Here is an 18,926-nt window from a genome sequence, read left to right on the forward strand (position 1 = left end):
AGGAATTGAGACATGCGAGCGGCACGCACTGCCTATCCGGTTGTCTGGCGCATCATGGATGCGCTGGAAGCAATCGCAGCCTTTCTGTGGCCTGCGCGGTTCAACCGCGCCGTGCCTTATCTGATGCTGCTTCCGGCGATTGTCCTGGTCGGACTGCTGGTGCTGGGCCTGATCCAGATCGCGGATACCAGCCTGCGCACGCTCGACACTTCGACATTCCTGATGTCGGACTATTACACGCTCGCCAATTACAAGCGCGCGCTGACGGAAAGCCTCTTTGCAACCGTGGCATGGCGCAGCCTGTTCGGCTCCCTCGTCGTGACCGTGTTCACGCTCGTTCTGGCCTTTCCCTATGCCTATCTCATGGTGCGCACGCCGTCTGCTGCCTTGCGCAAATTCCTGCTGATCGCGCTGTTCCTGCCGTTCTTCATCGGGCAGGTGGTGCGCGCCTATGGCTGGCTCATCATTCTCGGCAATCAGGGCATGGTCAACGAGGCGCTTGGCCTTGTCGGCATCGCGCCGATGCGGCTCCTCTATAACTATCCGGCGGTTCTGTTTGGCCTCATTCAGTATATGCTGCCATTCGCCGTACTGATGCTCGCACCGGCGCTCACCGCCATTCCGGAAGAAATGGAAGCGGCTGCAAGCTCGCTCGGCGCGAACTGGCTGCGGACCTTCGCCCATGTCGTGCTGCCCATGGCGCGTCCGGGCCTGATCGGCGCGGGGCTAGTGGTGATGACGCTTTCGCTCACCGACTTCGCCGTACCAGCCATTCTGGGCGGCGGATCGCAGGATTTCATCGCCAATGCGATCTATGACCAGTTCTTCCGCACATCCGATCAGGGACTGGGCGCGACGCTGGCGCTGCTTCTGGTCGGCGTCGGCTCCATCCTCGTCGGGATCGTATTCACGTTGTTCGGGGCAGGCACGCTTGCCATGGGGAGGGCGCGCAAATGACCTCGCCGCTGTCGAAATCCATCGTCATATGGACATTTGTTATCGCCGTTCTGGTGCTGCTTTCCGCACCGACCATCGTGGTGCTTGGCGCTTCCTTCACATCGGGCAACATGATCACCTTTCCGCCGGAAGGGTTTTCGCTCAAATGGTATCAGAAGATCGCCGGAACGAGCGACCTCTGGGATGCATTCCTGCGCTCGCTCTATGTCTCCTTCATCTGCACCATCGTCGCCATTCCGGTCGGAACGCTGGCGGGCATAGCGCTTGCCAAATATGCAGTGCGATTTGAAAAGACGATCCAGATTTACCTGCTGCTGCCATTTACCATTCCGCTGATCGGTTCCGGCATCGGCCTCATGCTGATCTTCGGTCAGGCGGGCATACTGGGCCAGCTCTGGCCGGTGGGGATTGCAGCCTGCGTCATCAATCTGCCCTTCATGATCTGGGCCGTCACGGCAAGTGCCGCCAATCTCGATGCCGATCTGGAACTTGCCGCCGCCAATTGCGGGGCAGGGCCGATCTCGACCTTCTTCTTCGTCACCCTGCCGGTCGTGGTGCCGGGCGTCATCAGCGGCTCGCTTCTGATGTTCATTCTGGCGCTGAACGAATTTCTAGTGAGCCTGCTTCTGGTCGATGCCCGCATCGTCACGCTGCCGGTGCAGATCTACAATTCAATCCGGTCCATCATCACGCCGGACCTTGCGGCCATCTCCGTCGTCTTCATCGCCTGTGCCGCCGCCGCCATCTTCCTGCTCGACCGGCTGGTCGGGCTCGACATCTTCCTCAAATCGAAATGACCGGTTGCATCTCCACCGCAACCGGCAAGGAGCCGATCATGTCCGATGTTTCTTTTCACGAACTGGCAAAACTGGACGATGCAGCGCGCGCCGAACTGCTCAAGCGTTCGGAAACCGACCTCTCCGGTTTTATCGAGAAAGTGAAGCCGATCATCGAAGCCGTTCGCACGGAAGGCGATGCGGCACTTGTCCGCTTTGCGCGCGATCTCGACAAGGCCGAGGTTGACCCGGCCAACATCAAAGCGACGGAAGCCGAGTTCGATGCCGCCTTCGACAAGGTGGAAAAGGACGTGATCGAGGCCATCCAGTTCGGTATCGACAATATCCGCCATTTCCATGAGGAGCAGAAGCCGGAAGCCATGTGGCTGAAGGAAATGCGTCCCGGTGCCTTTGCGGGCGATCGTTTCACGCCGATCCGCTCCGTCGCGCTCTATATTCCGCGTGGCAAGGGGGCGTTTCCGTCCGTCACCATGATGACCGCGGTTCCGGCCGTGGTCGCCGGCGTGCCTGATCTTGCCATCGTCACTCCGCCAACGCCGGATGGTTCAGTCGATGCTGCCACGCTCGTTGCAGCACGCCTTGCCGGTGTGGAAACCGTCTACAAGGTCGGCGGCGCGCAGGCTGTCGCTGCCGTTGCCTATGGCACGGAAACGGTGAAACCGGCGCTCAAGATCGTCGGCCCCGGCAGCCCGTGGGTGGTTGCGGCCAAGCGCCTGCTTGGCGGCGTGATCGATCCCGGCCTGCCTGCCGGCCCCTCCGAGGCGGTCATTTTCGCCGACGATACGGTGAAGGGCGGGCTTGCGGCGCTCGACCTTTTGATCGAAGCGGAACATGGCCCGGATTCATCGGCATGGCTCGTCACGCACAGCCGCCGCGTAGCGGAGGAAGCGCTGGCCGCATTACCGGACCATTGGGCGCGCATGACCGAGCAGCGCGTCGGCTTCTCCAGGACCGTGCTTACCGGCAAATATGGCGGCATCGTCCTGACGTCATCCGTGGAAGAGAGCTACAGGTTCATCAACGACTATGCGCCGGAACATCTGGAGCTTCTTTCGACCGATCCGTTCGCGCATCTCGGCCATATCACCGAAGCCGCCGAAATCCTGATGGGACCGCACACGCCGGTTGTCATCGGCAATTTCGGCCTCGGCCCGAACGCCGTGCTGCCGACCAGCCGCTGGGCGCGCACCTATGGTCCGCTTTCGGTAACGGATTTCGTCAAGCGTTCGTCCATCGGCTATGTGACGGCATCCGCCTATCCGGAATTTGCAAAACATGCCCGCACGCTGGCACGTTATGAAGGCTTCTCCTCGCACGAGAACGCCGTGTCGGAAATCCGCAAGGATTACCTCTAAGGCCGGGAGGGGCTGCGATGAAGGCTGTCCGGCTTTATGCGGCAAAGGATTTGCGGGTCGAGACCATCGACCCGCCGGCGCATCCCGAGCCGGGCTGGGTCCGGCTCAAGGTGACGGCTGCGGGCATATGCGGCTCGGACCTGCATAATTTCATGACCGGACAGTGGATCAGCCGTTCCCCTTCGGTCGCAGGCCATGAATTTGCCGCCATCGTGACCGCAACCGGCGATGGCGTGACCGGCTTCAAACCAGGCGATACGGTGATCGCGGACTCCCGTTACTGGTGCGGCGAATGCCCGTCCTGCAAAAGCGGCAGGCACAATGTCTGCGACACGCTGGGCTTCATCGGTGAAGTCTGCGATGGCGGCTTTGCCGAGGAGACAGCACTTCCCGTCCGTCTGCTCGTTCATTACGACCCGGCCATCAATCCGGTGGTCGCCGCGATGGGCGAGCCGCTGTCGGTGGCACTGCACGCCATCCGCAGGCAGCGTGTGCCGTCGGGCGAGGCCGTTCTCGTTGTCGGCTGTGGGCCGATCGGCGGGCTTGCAGCGCTGCTGCTCTCCCGCCTGCATGACGGTCCGGTGCTGGTCTGCGACCGCAATGACCAACGCGCCAATCTCGTTTCAACAGTCACCGGCGCGACCGCAGTGCCTCTCGACAAGGCGGCGATTGAAGCCGCAATCAGTGGCCAGCCGATCCGCCATGCGATCGATGCCACCGGCAATATCAGCGTACTCAAGGCAACGCTCGACGTGCTTTCCGGCGGCGGCTCGCTGGCACTGGTCGGCATATCCCATGGCAAGATCGAGCTTGATCCGAATAGTCTGGTCGAGCGGGAGATAAGCCTGATCGGCTGCCACGCCTATCAGGACGAACTGCATGAAATCGCAAGGCTTCTGCCCGATCTTGAGGCGCAGCTATTACAGCTTGTCGACCGGGAAATCCCGCTCGATGAAGTGCCACGCGCCTATGCCCGGCTGATAGCCGGTGAGGCCAACGGCCTGAAAACCATCATACGCCCGGTGATGTAACGGTGCCTTTGCAGGCCTGAAACAGCTACATAATCAAGCCCGCGCCATAGCTATCACATTTATCTGATCCGGGGTTTTTCGCCGGGTGTGTTGACATTTGCCGATTCTCGTAACATTTATAGTTACATGAAAAGAGATAGCAAACTATCGGGCGTCCTGCACGTCCTTCTTCACATGGCGGAACATAGAGGGCCGGTCACATCGGAGGTTCTTGCCAAAGCCATGACCACCAATCCGGTCGTCGTCAGGCGTGTGATGGGCGGTCTGCGCGAGCAGGGCTATGTCCGCTCGGAAAAGGGACATGGCGGCGGTTGGGAGATCGCCTGCGATCTCGACAAGGTGACGCTGCGCGACATTTACGAAGCCATTGGAGAACCGACACTTCTGGCCATGGGAAACCGCGCCGAAAAGCCTGAATGCCTGGTGGAACAGGCGGTCAACGCTTCGCTCGGCAAGGCATTCAGCGACGCCGAAAACCTTCTTCTGGAGCGTTTTGGCGAGGTCACGCTCGCCATGCTGAGCGCGGATTTTCATCAACGCGCGCTGGAACGCGGCGTAAAGTTCGATCTGGAGAGCAGTCATGCGTCATGATGCGATCATTATCGGCGGCAGCTTCGCCGGCCTGTCTGCGGCAACCTATCTGGCGCGCGGCAGGCGAACTGTCCGCGTGATCGACGCCGGAAAACCGCGCAACCGTTTTGCCGAACATTCGCACGGTTTCCTTGCGCAGGACGGCAGCAATCCGCTTTCCATGCTGGATACCGCGAAAACGCAGGTCGAAGCCTATCCAACCGTGACCTTCACACAAGGAAAGGCCGTTTCCGGCGGCGGCGAAATCGACAATTTCAGGATCGAACTCGAAAGTGGCGAGATCGTCGAGGGGCGGCGGCTGATCCTTGCCTTCGGCATATCGGACGAACTGCCGGATATTCCCGGCCTTGCGGAGCGATGGGGCAATACGGTCATTCATTGTCCCTATTGCCACGGCTATGAATTCAGCGACCGGCAGCTTGGCGTTCTCAATCTGTCGCCCATGTCGGTGCATCAGGCCATGCTGATTTCCGAATGGGGACCCACGACCTTCTTCATCGACAAGGGAATGGAGCCGGATGCCGAGGCATTGGCAGAACTGCAACGGCGCGGCGTGAAGATTGAACGCAGCCCCGTCCGTGCGCTCTGCGGGCAGGGGACAGAACTTTCGCAGGTCGAGCTTGACGACGGGCGACTGGTGCCCGTCGATGCGCTTTACATCGGCCCCCGTAATCGCCTGAACAGCGAAATTGCCGGAATATTCGGCTGCGCGATGGATGAACTGCCGCTCGGCAGAACGATACGGACGGACGGTATGAAGACGACAACGGTGCCGGGCATTTTCGCGGCAGGCGATATTACGCGCGGTGCGCACAGCGTTGCGTGGTCAGTTGCCGACGGGGTGACGGCGGGAACAGCGGCGCATCGATCCCTGGTGTTCTAGAGCATTTCCAGCAAAAGTGCGAAGCGTCTACGCGGGAAATCAGTTCACTGGACTGAATTCTTATCCCGCTTCGATGCGGTGGATAATGCGACAAGACAAATACCTGGAGCGGTTCCGACAATTCCGTTTTAACCGGAACCGCTCCAGGCTCCCAATTTGTTGCATTCCGGCTACATTGGCGCTTCCGTCTGCAGCCGTCATATATCAGCCTCTTGCTTATGGGCTCCAGTCCTGCAAATTCAGCGTTCGTGGTCCATCCCGCTACGGGATTCCTGGACCGGATCGGGGAATCCATGAACACCGGGTCAGTCAGTTCAAGACCGCTTGCAGGCATTGCCCTTGCTTGCGGCGGCTACGCTTGTTTTGCCCTTCAGGATGCAATGGTGAAATGGCTCGTCGCGACCTATCAGGTGCCGCAGATCTTGTTCATGCGCAGCCTGGTGATTGTGCTCATCACGGGCGTGCTGATCCGCTATCACCGCCATCCGTCGATTTTCAAAAGCCCTTATCGCAACACCATCGTGCTCCGCGCGGGCCTGATGCTCGGCGCGTGGTTGCTGTTCTACAATGCGGCTCGCCATCTTGAGCTTGCAGAACTGACCACGCTCTATTTTTCCGCGCCGATCATGGTCATGTTCCTGTCGATCCTCGTGCTGAAAGAGAAGATCGGGCCGGGGCGGTGGATCGCCTGCGCCATCGGTTTCATCGGCGTGACCGTGGCTGCGAACCCGACCCATTCGCCCAATCTCATTCCCGCCGCCATGTGCATCGTTGCAGGCTTCTGCTGGGCATGGAGCACGATCCTGATCCGGCTTGTCAGCCGCAGCGAAACCACGATGACGCAGATGTATGCGACCAGCCTGCTGTTCGGTCTGGCCTGCGCGCTGTCGTTTCCATGGACCTGGCAGGAGCCCGACCTTTCCGGCTGGATGCTGATGATCTGTCTCGGGCTGGTGTCGACGCTCGGCCAGTTCCTTCTTTACGAAGGGTTTCGCCACGCACCGGCCTCCGCGCTGGCGCCCGTGGAATATAGCGGTCTGATCTGGGCCTTTATCTATGGCTACCTGATCTGGGCGGAAGTTCCGGCAACAAATGTCTTTGCCGGGGCATTCCTGATCGTGCTGGCGAGCCTGCTGCTCATCGCATGGGAACAGCGTCAGGCGAATTTGCGCAAGCGCCGCGCTCCCTGTTGAGAGCCGGCTGCCAAACTCGCCCCGTGCGGCTGCATCGCTCCTGAAGAAAGCTCAAACCGCGTGCGCGGCCTGACCGACAGGCAAGGGGAACAGCTTGTCATATGCGATATTGAACACAAACGCATAGACCAGATAGAAGACGACAATCGCTATATCCATCACAAGGGCGGCTACCAGCGAAATTCCCAGATACCAGGCGATGAACGGGATCAGGAGCACGATCAAACCGCCCTCGAAGAGGATCGCGTGCAGCACCCGGACAATCATGCTCTTGCTGACGCTGCCGGTGAAGCGCAGCATCGCCTTGTCGAAGCCCAGATTGAACAGAAAATTCCACACGGTCGCGGTGGTAGCCGAAACAATGCCGATGACGCCCATCTCTGCCGCAGGCTTGTCCAGAATGAAGGCCGAACCGGGTATGAAGATCGCCAGACCGATGATTTCAAACATCATTGCATGGCGGACACGGTCCATAAAACTGCGCATTTCCTTTAATCCCTGTTGTTAACGGGCGTGCTTCTATCTTATTCAGACGATAAGAAAAGTTAGATATTATCTGGAATTCAGATAGATGAGCATCGAACTGGAGCAACTCGAAGCTTTTGTGGCCTCCGCGGACCACGGCTCGTTCTCGGCTGCCGCGCGGCAGCTGCGCAAGGCGCAGTCCGCCATCAGCACGCTGGTTTCCTCGCTGGAAGACGATCTCGACGTCAAGCTGTTCAGCCGGGCTTCCCGCAATCCGGTGCTCACCGAGGCCGGAGCACGGCTGTTGCCGGAAGCGCGCCTGCTGCTTGCCCGGCGGGAGCACCTGATTTCAGTCGCCAGAAATTTCGGCGATCACGTTGAAACCCGCCTCGTCGTCGCGATAGACGAACTTTACCCTGAACCAGCCATCGCCACGCTGTTTGCCGCTTTCGCGCAGGAATTTCCGCATGTCGAGCTGGAACTGAAATTCCCACCCTCGACCGCGATAAGCGGGCTTGTGCTGGACGGAAAGGCGGATCTCGGGGTCATGTGGCGCGCCGAACAGATGCCGGATGAACTTGGCTTCCATACCATCGGCTGGGTGCCTCTGGTGCTGGTCTGCGGACGCACGCACCCGCTGGCGCAAACAGCGGTCAGTTGGGAAGATCTGCGTTCGTTTCGCCAGATCATGGCGCGAAAGCACAGCGATACGGCTGAAAGCCAGCGCCTGCGGGTCGGCGCGGATGTTTGGTGGGTGGAAAGCCACTGGGTCATCCTGCAAATTCTCACGCGAGGGATCGGCTGGGCGTTCATTCCCGAACATATACTGAAGGACTCGCCGCTGGCGCCGGAACTCGTCATTCCCCGGTTACAGTTCGACGAGGGCGCACATCCCGTCGCTTTGGAACTGATCTGGAACAAGCGGCGGCGACAGGGGCCCGCCGCCCAATGGCTGCAGCAACGTTTTGCAAAGAGCCGTTTTTGAGTTTCGATAATGAAGTGCCAAGGGCAGGGATCATCCCTGCCCAAGCGCGATAGCGTGCAATGGAGCATGCCTCATTGGGTCTTGAGGGACAGCCAGCGGGTTGCGTGCACGTTCGTCAGATTGTCGCTATAGCCTTCGACCCGTTCCGATACGAGCGCTTGCGACAAGGGGTAGAGCAGGGGAATGACCGGCACTTCTTTCAACAGGATGCGCTCGGCCTTGGCAAGCGTTTCCGCCCGCGCCTTGGCGTCGGTCATGGTTTCCGACCGGGTGATGAGGGCATCGTAATCCTTGTTCGACCAGTCGGATATATTGAAGGAATTGCCGGTGGTGAACAGGCTCAGGAAGGAATAGGGATCGTTGTAATCGCCAATCCACGCCTGATAGGCAAAATCATACATGCCCTTTTCGTGCAAATAGTTGAAATAGGTCGTGCTTTCGACTTCATCCTGCGACGCCTCTATGCCGATATTCTTGAGCATGTCGGCAATGGCGATCATCGAGTTCTTGTTATTGATCGAGGTGGCATAACGCAGCTTGACTGAAAGGCTGCCCGGCTTGACGCCTGCCTCCGCCAGCAATTGTCTCGCCCTGTCTTCGCGATCGAGAATATCCTGGTCCTTATATTCCAGACGTGGCGCATCCGCGACATAGTTTTGGGTGCCGGGAGGCACCATCGAATAGCCGGGCACCATCATTCCGCGCCTGATTTCACTGGCCAGAAAATTGCGATCGATTGCCATCGAGATGGCCTGACGCACCCGTGGATCGCGCAACTTGCCATCGGGTTCGCCTTTGACGCTGACAAAATAGATGCCGAAATAGGGGGCGACGCGCAGATTCTTTCCCAGATTTGCCTTGATATAGTCCATCTGCTCGGCAGCAACCGTGCCACAAATCTGTATCTCGCCGGATTCAAACCGGCGCATGCACGAGGCAGGCTCCTCAAACGGAACCCAGTTCACCACGTCGATCCTGACGCTTCCGGCATCCCAGAAATACGGGTTCTTTTTCATGACGATCTGGGCATTTGGCGTGAAGCTCACCAATGTGTATGCACCGTTCGACACCATGTTTCCTGCCATGGTGAACTTGTCGCCGTATTTCTCGACCGCTTTCCGGTTGAGCGGCAAGGCCGTTTGATGGGCCAGTATGGGAAGGAAATAAGGGGTGGGGGAGGCCAGTGTGATTTTCAGCGTATGATCGTCCAGCGAATGGACGCCGAGCTGATCGACCGGCAGTTTGCCCGTATTGATTTCCCGCGCATTTTTGATCGGATAGAGGATGCTGGCGTAACCAGCACCGGTTTTCGGGTCCATGATGCGGCGCAACGAATACTCGAAATCTCCAGCCGTGACGGGATCGCCATTCGACCATTTCGCGTTCTCCCGCAGGCGGAACGTATAGGTCAGTCCATCGGACGAAATATCCCAGGATTGTGCAACGCCCGGTATCAGCTCTCCCTTGCCGTCTTCCGTGACGAGCCCTTCGTAAAGATCACGCAGCAGGGCGCCTTCCTGCGCCGTTGTTGTCCGATGCTGATCCAGCGATGACAGATCGCTGCCGCTGTCGCGGTTAAGCACGATTTCAGCCGACGCGGCGCCAGCCAAGGAAAGCCAGCAAGCGCTTGCAAGAACGAAACGTAGATACATGAAACCCTCCCAATGACAAAGCGGCCCCAAGGGCCGCGAGAATAAGTAACTGTATCCGTTCAGTGTCAGGCTTACTATTTTAAGTAATTACCCCCGCTTTATTGCCACTTCCTCTTCAATAACGTGCAACTAATTGTGCGATACAATTAATGTAATACAACTTGCGATTAGAGAAAAATATTCCTTTCATCTATCATTCTCACGCATCGTAAGACGAAGCAAATCTTTGACAATAACTTTTTAAATATTTGTGAGGGGAAATGAGATTTACTTTATTATCGATGAGTTCCATTGCGACTCTGAGCACCCTTTCCGTGGCATATGGTGCGGACAACATAGTCGCACCCGAGCCGGATGCAGCACAATATGTCAGGGTCTGCGATGCCTATGGCGCTGGGTATTTCTACATACCCGGCACCGAAACCTGCCTGCGGGTTCATGGCTATGTCCGCTATTTCATGCAGGGCGGCGATGATGTCTATGGCCGCGGCTTTACCGACAAGGACGGTGCGCCATATCTGCAGCGCTCCACCAAGCGCGACACCTGGGATATTTCCACGCGCTTCACGCTTCGCGCCAGCACAGCATCCGAGACGGAGTTGGGTACGCTCAAAACCTATGCGGAAACCCGTTTCCAATGGAGCAATGGCGCGGATTCCAGCTCCACCGGGTCGTTGCGCGTTGCATATGTGGATTTGGGCGGGCTGCGTGTCGGTCTCGATTATTCGGTCTTCACATCTTTCGTCGGCTATCTTGGCGACGTCTTCAACGACGATGTTATCCCGGCTGGCGGCGCACGCACCGCCGCGATCAGCTATACCTATACCGGTAAAGATGGCTGGTCGGCTGTCCTTGCGCTCGAACAGGGCAACAATAAGGACACCGATCATGATTATGGCTATGACGGCACCATAAGCGATTACGCCCCGCATGTCGTTGGCGGCGTGAAATACTCCAAGGACTGGGGCGCCATCATCGCAGTCGCCGCCTATGATGCCCGCAATGAAGAATGGGCGGGCAAGCTGCGCGGCAATCTCAACATTACCGACAAGCTGTCCCTTTGGGCCATGGGAGCCTACAAGTCCAACAAGGACAGCTATATGGACGTCAAGGGCGAGGACGGACAGGTCGCGGGGCAGGTTCGCGCGATCAACAGTTTCTACGGCCAATGGGGTGGCGATTGGGCCGTCTGGGGCGGCGGCGCCTACAAGATGTCCAACAAGACCGTATTCAATGCCGAGCTTTCCTATGACGGCGTGAATACATTCTACACGACCGCAAATGTTGCTTACGAAATGGTTCCGGGCTTCACGGTCACGCCGGAGGTTTCTTATGTGCGGTGGCGCGACAAGAAGTCGGTCCTCAACGGGACAGACGCCTGGCAAGGCTTGATCATGCTGCAGCGGACATTCTGATGATAGAGGAAGCGCCTGAAAAGGCGCTTCTTTCTTTGCGGGAGCAGGCCTTCGGGCCTCAGCGTAAATCAGATAATATGTATTATGGAACTATCCGATGTGAAGCGATGGACCTATCGCGATAGTGGTGGATATCGTCCCGCATGCGCGACGGCGATTAACGGCAGAATGCAGATTATAACAGGATCGCCGCTGAAACTGTGCATGTAACTTTCCAGCGAATCGAGCCGTTTTCACGCGCATTCCAACTGACATTCAAATGTCGGAAATCGCGGGAAATGCGGCGTTTTCTGGGCGCGCCCAGATGGCATTCCGGCTTTGTAAATCAGATGAAAACCCGTGACCCCGTACCAGAAGTTTAGCGCGCGAATTACTCAAAAAATTGTGAATATATTAATTAAGTCAAAGTGTTGATAAGTTCTCTTGCAAGTGGCGATCTTATAAATAAGATGCGGGGCATTTCAAAAATTTCAAAGGAGGGGTTCTCACATGTATCGTAAATTTCTACTGACAGGTGTATGTCTTCTGGCGCTGGCCGGTGCTGCTTCAGCCGAAGCCGTCCTCAATCGCGGCAACGACACCGACCCGGCGACGCTGGACCATCACCGCACCTCGACTGTGTCCGAAGGCAATGTCCTGCGCGACCTTTATGACGGCCTGACCATTCAGGACGCCAAGGGCGAGGCAATTCCCGGTGTGGCGAAATCCTGGGATATTTCCGAAGACGGCACGGTCTACACCTTCCATCTGCGCGACAATGCGAAATGGTCGAACGGCGACCCGGTCACCGCCGGCGATTTCCAGTTCACCTTCCGCCGCCTGATGGACCCGAAGACAGCCGCCGGTTATGCCAGCATGCTGTTCGTCATCAAGAATGCCGAAGACATTGCCGGCGGCAAGAAGCCGACTGACCAGCTCGGCGTGGAAGCCGTCGACGACCATACGCTCAAGGTGACCTTGAACTCCCCTGCTCCGTATTTCCTTGAGCTTCTGACCCACCAGACCGGCTTCCCGCTGCACCAGAAGAGCGTCGAGGCCAACGGCGACAAGTTCACCACGCCCGGCAAGATGGTGACGAACGGCGCCTATATGCTGGAAAGCTTCACCCCGAACGACAAGATCGTGATGAAGAAGAACCCGCATTACTACGAAGCGGATCAGGTGAAGATCGATACGATCAACTGGATACCGTTCGAGGACCGCGCAAGCTGCATGCGCCGTTTCGAGGCGAAGGAAGTGCAGGTCTGCTCCGACGTTCCGGCCGAGCAGATGGACTATGTGAAGAAGAACCTTTCCAAGGAATTCCGCCTGGCGCCTTATCTCGGCGTCTACTATCTGCCGGTGAAGGGCAAGACCGCCGACAGCAAGCTGAAGGACCCGCGCGTCCGTCAGGCCATTTCGCTGGCCATTGACCGTGATTTCATCGCCGATCAGGTCTGGCAGGGCACGATGCTGCCCGGCTATTCGATGGTTCCTCCCCATATCGCCAATTATGTTGAGGATGCGCCAAGGCTGAAATATTCCGACGATATGCTCGAGCGTGAAGACAAGGCCAAGGAACTGTTGAAGGAAGCAGGCGTCGAACCGAATACGCTCTCGGTCGAACTGCGTTATAACACCTCGGAAAACAACAAGAACACCATGGCTGCCATCGCCGACCAGCTTGGCAATATCGGCATCAAGGCTTCGCTCAACGAAACCGAAGGCGCGACCTATTTCAACTACATGCGTGACGATGGTCCGTTCGATATTGCCCGCGCTGCCTGGATCGGCGATTACAACGATCCGCAGAACTTCCTCTACATCAGCCAGAGCGATGTGAGCTTCAACTATTCCAAGGTGAAGAACGCCGATTATGATGCGTTGATGGAAAAGGCGGCAAAAACCCTTGATCTCAAGGAACGCGCCAAGACGCTTGCCGAAGCCGAACAGCTGAAGCTCGATGAACTGAGCAATATTCCGATCCTCTATTATTCCTCGCGCGCCCTTGTTTCGGACAAGGTCGAGGGTTGGACCGACAACCTGATGGATGTCCACAAGACGCGCTGGCTTTCCTTAAAACAATAAATTTTCAGCTTGGGCTGCGCTTATCGGCGCGGCCCATTTTTCTTCCGGCAGTTCCGGAAGGCCCTTTTGCGGGGCGAACATTTTGTAAAAAAGTATATGGGAGTTTTTCATGGTTCGCGGAATTTTGATGACAGGCGTTTGCCTGATGGCGCTGGCAGGTGCCGCATCGGCAGAAACAGTGCTCAACCGGGGCAACGATACCGATCCCGCCACGCTGGACCAGCAACACACGACCACAGTTTCGGAAAACCGTGTCCTGCGCGACCTTTATGAGGGTTTGCTTGTGCAGAACGAGAAGGGTGAGGCCATTCCCGGCGCCGCATCCTCATGGGACATTTCCGAAGACGGCCTCATCTACACGTTCCACATGCGCGAGAACGCCAAGTGGTCGAATGGCGATCCCGTCACCGCTGGCGATTTCGAGTTCACTTTCCACCGCATCATGGACCCGAAAACCGCCGCCGGATATGCCAGCGTCCTATATGCCATCAAGAATGCCGAGGAAGTCGCTACCGGCAAGATGCCGCTGGACCAGCTGGGCGTGAAGGCGCTTGACGACAAAACATTGCAGATCACGCTCAAGAACCCTGCCCCTTATTTTCTGGAACTGCTCACCCACCAGACCGGTTTTCCGCTCAACCGGAAAGCGGTCGAGAAGTTCGGCGACAAGTTCACCCTGCCCGGCAATCTCGTGACCAATGGCGCCTATACGCTTGTCAGCTTCAATCCCAATGACAAGATTTCCATGAAGAAGAACCCCAACTACTGGGATGCTTCCAATGTGAAGATCGATGCGGTGAACTGGATACCGTTTGAAGACCGTGCAAGCTGCATGCGCCGTTTTGAAGCGAAGGAAGTCGATATCTGTTCCGATGTTCCGGCCGAGCAGATGGACTATGTGAAGAAGAACCTGAGCGGCCAGTTCCGCCTCGCCCCCTATCTCGGGATCTATTATATCGACATCAAGGGCGAGCCGTCGAGCAAGCTGCGCGATCCGCGTGTGCGCCGGGCCATTTCCATGGCTATCGATCGTGATTTCCTCGCCGGTGAAGTCTGGCGCGGCGTCATGCTGCCAGCCAGTTCCATGGTGCCGCCCGGCATAGTGAATTACGTCAAGGACGCTCCGAAGCTGGATTTTGCCGATGCGGACATTCTGGACCGTGAGGACAAGGCCAAAACGCTGCTGAAGGAAGCCGGTGTCGAGCCGGGAAGCCTTTCGGTTACCCTGCGCTACAACACTTCGGAAAACCACAAGAATACCATGGCGGCCATCGCCAATATGCTGGGCAATATCGGCATCAAGGCCACGCTCAACGAGGTCGAGGGTACGACCTTCTACAACTACCTTCAGGAAAAGGGGATGTTCGACATTACCCGCGACGGCTGGATCGGCGATTACAATGATCCGAATTCGTTCCTGGAGCTTTATACCACCGGCAATTATTTCAATTACGCCGAATGGTCGAACAAGGATTACGACGCGCTGATGGCGAAATCCGCCACGACGACCAATCTCGCCGACCGGGCAAACATTCTCGCAGACGCAGAGAAAATCCTGCTCAGCGAGGGGGCCGTCGTTCCGCTGATGTATTACTCGTCCACCGCGCTCGTTGCCGACCGTGTTCAGGGGTATGAAAACAACCTGATGAATTCCCACGGCACCCGCTGGCTATCCTTGAAGAACTGAAAACACAAGAAAAACAAGGCCCAAGAAGCATTTTCCAGCCAAGGGCGCGAAGCGGTTTTGCATAAGGAAAATGCATAAAACAAAGAGTTTGGGATTTGCCGGACCGCTGCACGGCGGTTCGGCAAAGAAGGGAAAAGAACATGCTGGGCTATACGCTCCGACGATTGGGTAGTGCGATACCCACGATATTCATCATCATCACGCTGACATTCTTTGCGATCCGGCTGGCGCCCGGCGGACCTTTCGACCTTGAAAGGCCCATCGACCCCCTGATCCTGGAAAATCTCAAGAAGGCCTATAATATGGATGCGCCGCTGTGGCAGCAGTATCTGATTTATCTGGGCAATCTTCTGCATGGCGATCTTGGACCGAGCTTCACGCGCCGTGACTTCTCCGTGAATGATCTCTTCGCTTCCGGCCTGCCGGTATCGATCGTTCTCGGCACGCTCGGCCTGACGCTTGCGGCAATCATCGGAACGTTTCTCGGCACGCTTGCAGCCCTGAAGCAGAACTCGACCATCGACTATTTCGTCGTGGCGCTCGCCACATTCGGCATCACCACGCCGAACTTCGTCGTGGCCCCCCTCCTCAGCCTTCTGTTCGGTGTCATTCTCGGCTGGGTTCCGGCGGGCGGCTGGTCCTCGGCCAATATATCCTACTGGATATTGCCGGTCCTTACCCTGGCACTGCCGCAGGTGGGCGTCATTGCGCGTCTCGTGCGCGGCGCAACGATCGAGGCGCTGCGCGCCAATCACGTGCGCACGGCGCGCGCCTATGGCCTGCCTTCCCGCGTGGTTGTCGGCGTGCACGCCTTGCGCGCCGCCATGCTCCCCGCCGTTTCCTATCTCGGCCCCACCGCCGCCGGCCTGCTCACCGGTTCGGTCGTGGTCGAGACGATCTTCGGCATCCCCGGCATCGGCCGTTACTTCGTGCAGGGCGCGCTCAGCCGCGATTACACCCTCGTCATGGGAACCGTTGTCGTCATTTCGATCTTCATCGTGGTTTTCAACCTGATCGTCGATCTTCTCTATGCATGGCTTGATCCGAGGGTTCGCTATGACTGATCTTTCCGTTCCGACCGAAACAGCCCGGCTGGAAGTTCCAAGCCGCTCCCTCTGGCAGGATGCATGGCTGCGCCTGCGCAAGAACAGGGCCGCCGTGGCGAGCGCCATCGCCCTTCTCGTGACGGCTTTTCTGGGCGTGTTCGGCCCCATGCTCAGCCCGCATCCCTATGACAAGATCTATCCGCAGTTCGTGCGCGTGGCTCCGAGCCTCGAAGCCTATCCGCGCGCGGATACGATCATGCCCGGCCTTGAACGCGAACTGGCCCGTGCACGGCTGAAAGCCGCCGGCGAACCGGAATTGACCGGCAACAATGTCGTTGTCAATTTCACCTCGCAGCGCCCGACAGATGACCGCGTGCTGCGTTATTTCCAGCGTTCCGATCTGTTCAGCAATCCCAAGATCGATATCGCGTCCGATGGGCTGTCGGGCAAGCTCACGCTCGACGTGACGCGCAACTATTTCCTGCTCGGGACCGATAATCTGGGCCGCGATCTGATGACCCGCATCTTCGTCGGCGTTCGCATGTCGCTCGCCATCGGCCTGCTGGCTTCCGCCATGTCGCTGATCCTCGGCGTGTCCTTTGGTGCCATCTCCGGCTATCTGGGCGGGCGCATCGACAATGTGATGATGCGGTTTGTCGATATCATCTATTCGTTGCCCTTCATCTTCTTCGTCATATTGATGCTCGTCTTCTTCGGGCGATCCATTTTCATCATCTTCATCGCCATCGGCGCGACGGAATGGCTGGATATGGCGCGCATCGTGCGCGGGCAGACATTGAGCCTCAAACGGCAGGAATTCGTGCAGGCGGCGGAAGCGCTCGGCGCGACACGCAGCGGCGTCATTACCCGCCACATCATCCCGAATGCCCTCGGCCCCGTCATCGTTTTCGTGACGCTTCTGGTGCCGAAGGCAATCCTGCTCGAAAGTCTCCTTTCCTTCCTCGGTCTCGGCGTTCAGGACCCCCTCACCTCTCTGGGGTTGCTGATTTCCGAAGGTGCCCAGAACATGCGCGGCGCCAGCTGGCTATTGATCTGGCCTGCCATCACGCTGACCACCATCCTGTTTGCGCTGAACTTCCTTGGCGACGGCCTGCGCGACAGCCTTGACCCGAAGGATCGCTGAGATGACAAGTGAAAACATTCTGAGCGTGCGCGACCTGAAGGTCACTTTCGACACGCATGACGGCCCCGTCGAAGCCGTGCGCGGCATTAATCTCGATGTCAAAGCGGGTGAGACCATCGCAATCGTGGGAGAATCCGGTTCGGGCAAGAGCCAGACGACGATGGCGATGATGGGCCTTCTCGCCCAGAACGGCAGGGCTACCGGTCAGGCGCTCTATCGCGGGCAGGATCTGATCGGCATGCCCGAAAAGAAGCTCAACACCATCCGCGGCGCAAAGATCACCATGATCTTTCAGGAGCCCATGACATCGCTCGATCCGCTTTACCGCATCGGCGACCAGCTTGCAGAACCGCTCCGCTATCATCGCGGGTTGAGCAAGAAGGATGCGCGCCCGCGCATTCTCGAACTGCTCAGGCTCGTCGGCATTCCCGAACCGGAACGCCGCATCGACAGCTATCCCTATGAACTGTCGGGCGGCCAGCGCCAGCGCGTCATGATCGCCATGGCGCTCGCCAACGAGCCGGATATCCTGATCGCCGACGAACCGACGACCGCGCTCGACGTCACCATTCAAGCGCAGATTCTCGACCTTCTGGCCAATCTGCAGAAGCGGCTTGGAATGGCGGTGGTCTTCATTACGCATGATCTCGGCATCGTGCGGCGCTTTGCCGACCGGGTTTACGTGATGCGCTCGGGCGAAGTGGTCGAAACGAACGAGACGGAAAAGCTCTTCAGCGCGCCCGAGCACGCCTATACGAAGATGCTGCTCAACGCGGAGCCGGAAGGCGAAAAAACTCCTCCCCGCGATGATGCGCCGGTTCTCATTCGCGCCGATAATGTGAAAGTCAATTTTCTCATCAGCAAGCCGTGGCTTGGGGCCGCCAACTACCTCACAGCCGTCAACAATGTCTCGCTGACGCTGAAGCAGGGCCAGACCATCGGCATCGTGGGCGAATCCGGTTCGGGCAAGTCCACGCTGGGGCGCGCCATCCTGCGGCTGATAGCCTCCGAGGGCCGCATCGCCTATCTGGGGCAGGAATTGCCGCACGAGCCGCAAGCAATGCGCCCCAAGCGCCGTGAATTGCAGCTCGTCTTTCAGGACCCGTTCGGCTCGCTGAGCCCGCGCATGACGGTCGGACGCATCATTACCGAGGGGCTTCTGATCCACGAACCGAACCTTTCGGCAAAGGAACGCGACCGCCGTGCACAGGAGGCGCTGAAGGAAGTCGGTCTCGATCCGGCCATGCGCAACCGCTATCCGCACGAATTTTCAGGCGGCCAGCGCCAGCGCATCGCCATTGCGCGCACGATGATCCTGAAACCGCGCGTCATCGTGCTCGATGAGCCGACAAGTGCGCTCGACCGTTCGGTGCAGAAGCAGATCGTCACGCTTCTGCGCGACCTGCAAAAGGACCATGGACTGTCCTATCTCTTCATCAGCCACGACATGGCGGTCGTGCGCGCCGTCTCGGACTATGTGATCGTGATGAAGAACGGCAAGATCGTCGAACAGGGCGACACCGAACAGGTCTTTGATCGCCCGCGCGAGGACTATACCAGGGCCTTGATGGCGGCGGCGCTCAGCGAAGAACGCTTCGGCACATGACGAGATAAGCGGAAATGGGCCCGATTTTCGGGCCCATTTTCATCACGCCCAG

At 58.1% G+C, this 18,926-nt stretch carries 16 protein-coding genes; 14 read left to right on the forward strand and 2 right to left on the reverse strand.

Annotation, left to right across the window (positions count from 1 at the left end):
* Positions 1-12 precede the first annotated feature (12 nt).
* The 7 genes from ABWW28_RS08990 to ABWW28_RS09020 all read left to right on the forward strand — a co-directional run bounded on the left by ABWW28_RS08990 (position 13) and on the right by ABWW28_RS09020 (position 6,807).
* The gene (locus tag ABWW28_RS08990; protein WP_021586041.1) at positions 13-957 is read left to right on the forward strand and encodes an ABC transporter permease; all 945 of its coding nucleotides are present in this window, start codon (positions 13-15) and stop codon (positions 955-957) included.
* Entirely contained in the window at positions 954-1,754 is an 801-nt protein-coding gene (locus tag ABWW28_RS08995) for an ABC transporter permease (RefSeq protein WP_006468850.1), read from the forward strand. Before ABWW28_RS08990 ends, ABWW28_RS08995 begins: the two co-directional genes overlap by 4 nt.
* Positions 1,755-1,792: 38 nt before the next feature.
* On the forward strand, positions 1,793-3,109 hold the full coding sequence (gene hisD, locus ABWW28_RS09000; RefSeq protein ID WP_031346404.1) for a histidinol dehydrogenase: 1,317 nt from the start codon (positions 1,793-1,795) through the stop codon (positions 3,107-3,109).
* A gap of 17 nt (positions 3,110-3,126) precedes the next feature.
* Entirely contained in the window at positions 3,127-4,140 is a 1,014-nt protein-coding gene (locus ABWW28_RS09005; protein WP_176587794.1) for a zinc-dependent alcohol dehydrogenase, read from the forward strand.
* Positions 4,141-4,266: 126 nt separating this feature from the next.
* Positions 4,267-4,731: an Rrf2 family transcriptional regulator gene (locus tag ABWW28_RS09010; RefSeq protein ID WP_075041435.1), complete on the forward strand. Its 465-nt coding sequence runs from the start codon at positions 4,267-4,269 to the stop codon at positions 4,729-4,731.
* Positions 4,721-5,614, forward strand: coding sequence for an NAD(P)/FAD-dependent oxidoreductase (locus ABWW28_RS09015; RefSeq protein ID WP_176587793.1), 894 nt, complete (start codon positions 4,721-4,723; stop codon positions 5,612-5,614). Before ABWW28_RS09010 ends, ABWW28_RS09015 begins: the two co-directional genes overlap by 11 nt.
* Positions 5,615-5,907: 293 nt before the next feature.
* Positions 5,908-6,807, forward strand: a complete 900-nt coding sequence (locus ABWW28_RS09020) for a DMT family transporter (protein ID WP_021586035.1) — start codon at positions 5,908-5,910, stop codon at positions 6,805-6,807.
* Between the two features lie 51 nt (positions 6,808-6,858).
* Here the strand turns inward: ABWW28_RS09020 and ABWW28_RS09025 are convergent, their stop codons facing one another.
* On the reverse strand, positions 6,859-7,293 hold the full coding sequence (locus ABWW28_RS09025) for a PACE efflux transporter (RefSeq protein WP_113474095.1): 435 nt from the start codon (positions 7,291-7,293) through the stop codon (positions 6,859-6,861).
* 85 nt (positions 7,294-7,378) lie between these two features.
* Between ABWW28_RS09025 and ABWW28_RS09030 the strand changes: the two genes are divergently transcribed.
* Positions 7,379-8,257 carry a LysR family transcriptional regulator gene (locus ABWW28_RS09030; RefSeq protein ID WP_176587792.1) on the forward strand — a complete coding sequence of 293 codons (879 nt, stop codon included), beginning with the start codon at positions 7,379-7,381 and terminating at the stop codon, positions 8,255-8,257.
* 71 nt (positions 8,258-8,328) lie between these two features.
* Here the strand turns inward: ABWW28_RS09030 and ABWW28_RS09035 are convergent, their stop codons facing one another.
* A complete protein-coding gene (locus ABWW28_RS09035; RefSeq protein WP_176587791.1) occupies positions 8,329-9,909 on the reverse strand; it encodes a peptide ABC transporter substrate-binding protein in 1,581 nt (526 codons plus the stop codon).
* A 260-nt stretch (positions 9,910-10,169) separates the two neighbouring features.
* On the opposite strand from ABWW28_RS09035, the gene ABWW28_RS09040 reads away from it, so the two are divergent.
* From ABWW28_RS09040 to ABWW28_RS09065, 6 genes are all read left to right on the forward strand, one after another.
* A complete protein-coding gene (locus tag ABWW28_RS09040; RefSeq protein WP_176587790.1) occupies positions 10,170-11,324 on the forward strand; it encodes a porin in 1,155 nt (384 codons plus the stop codon).
* A 489-nt stretch (positions 11,325-11,813) separates the two neighbouring features.
* Entirely contained in the window at positions 11,814-13,391 is a 1,578-nt protein-coding gene (locus ABWW28_RS09045) for a peptide ABC transporter substrate-binding protein (RefSeq protein WP_176587789.1), read from the forward strand.
* Between the two features lie 109 nt (positions 13,392-13,500).
* Positions 13,501-15,078, forward strand: coding sequence for a peptide ABC transporter substrate-binding protein (locus tag ABWW28_RS09050; protein WP_025090316.1), 1,578 nt, complete (start codon positions 13,501-13,503; stop codon positions 15,076-15,078).
* A gap of 140 nt (positions 15,079-15,218) precedes the next feature.
* Positions 15,219-16,142, forward strand: coding sequence for an ABC transporter permease (locus tag ABWW28_RS09055; protein WP_113462690.1), 924 nt, complete (start codon positions 15,219-15,221; stop codon positions 16,140-16,142).
* The gene (locus ABWW28_RS09060; protein WP_176587788.1) at positions 16,135-17,268 is read left to right on the forward strand and encodes an ABC transporter permease; all 1,134 of its coding nucleotides are present in this window, start codon (positions 16,135-16,137) and stop codon (positions 17,266-17,268) included. The genes ABWW28_RS09055 and ABWW28_RS09060 overlap by 8 nt, the downstream gene beginning before the upstream one ends.
* A gap of 1 nt (position 17,269) precedes the next feature.
* Entirely contained in the window at positions 17,270-18,874 is a 1,605-nt protein-coding gene (locus tag ABWW28_RS09065) for an ABC transporter ATP-binding protein (protein ID WP_176587787.1), read from the forward strand.
* The last annotated feature ends 52 nt before the right edge of the window (positions 18,875-18,926 follow it).

The organism is Brucella sp. NBRC 14130 (assembly GCF_040371715.1).
Taxonomy (GTDB): Bacteria; Pseudomonadota; Alphaproteobacteria; order Rhizobiales; family Rhizobiaceae; genus Brucella; species Brucella intermedia.

What these genes read in the sequence shown, in the direction of transcription:
- ABWW28_RS09060 (WP_176587788.1), top strand. Translation starts at nt 16,135, where the DNA reads ATGACTGATCTTTCCGTTCCGACCGAAACAGCCCGGCTGGAAGTTCCA.
- hisD (WP_031346404.1), top strand. Translation starts at nt 1,793, where the DNA reads ATGTCCGATGTTTCTTTTCACGAACTGGCAAAACTGGACGATGCAGCG.
- ABWW28_RS09055 (WP_113462690.1), top strand. Translation starts at nt 15,219, where the DNA reads ATGCTGGGCTATACGCTCCGACGATTGGGTAGTGCGATACCCACGATA.
- ABWW28_RS09030 (WP_176587792.1), top strand. Translation starts at nt 7,379, where the DNA reads ATGAGCATCGAACTGGAGCAACTCGAAGCTTTTGTGGCCTCCGCGGAC.
- ABWW28_RS08990 (WP_021586041.1), top strand. Translation starts at nt 13, where the DNA reads ATGCGAGCGGCACGCACTGCCTATCCGGTTGTCTGGCGCATCATGGAT.
- ABWW28_RS09015 (WP_176587793.1), top strand. Translation starts at nt 4,721, where the DNA reads ATGCGTCATGATGCGATCATTATCGGCGGCAGCTTCGCCGGCCTGTCT.
- ABWW28_RS09025 (WP_113474095.1), bottom strand. Translation starts at nt 7,293, where the DNA reads ATGCGCAGTTTTATGGACCGTGTCCGCCATGCAATGATGTTTGAAATC.
- ABWW28_RS09010 (WP_075041435.1), top strand. Translation starts at nt 4,267, where the DNA reads ATGAAAAGAGATAGCAAACTATCGGGCGTCCTGCACGTCCTTCTTCAC.
- ABWW28_RS08995 (WP_006468850.1), top strand. Translation starts at nt 954, where the DNA reads ATGACCTCGCCGCTGTCGAAATCCATCGTCATATGGACATTTGTTATC.
- ABWW28_RS09045 (WP_176587789.1), top strand. Translation starts at nt 11,814, where the DNA reads ATGTATCGTAAATTTCTACTGACAGGTGTATGTCTTCTGGCGCTGGCC.
- ABWW28_RS09040 (WP_176587790.1), top strand. Translation starts at nt 10,170, where the DNA reads ATGAGATTTACTTTATTATCGATGAGTTCCATTGCGACTCTGAGCACC.
- ABWW28_RS09020 (WP_021586035.1), top strand. Translation starts at nt 5,908, where the DNA reads ATGAACACCGGGTCAGTCAGTTCAAGACCGCTTGCAGGCATTGCCCTT.
- ABWW28_RS09035 (WP_176587791.1), bottom strand. Translation starts at nt 9,909, where the DNA reads ATGTATCTACGTTTCGTTCTTGCAAGCGCTTGCTGGCTTTCCTTGGCT.
- ABWW28_RS09050 (WP_025090316.1), top strand. Translation starts at nt 13,501, where the DNA reads ATGGTTCGCGGAATTTTGATGACAGGCGTTTGCCTGATGGCGCTGGCA.
- ABWW28_RS09005 (WP_176587794.1), top strand. Translation starts at nt 3,127, where the DNA reads ATGAAGGCTGTCCGGCTTTATGCGGCAAAGGATTTGCGGGTCGAGACC.
- ABWW28_RS09065 (WP_176587787.1), top strand. Translation starts at nt 17,270, where the DNA reads ATGACAAGTGAAAACATTCTGAGCGTGCGCGACCTGAAGGTCACTTTC.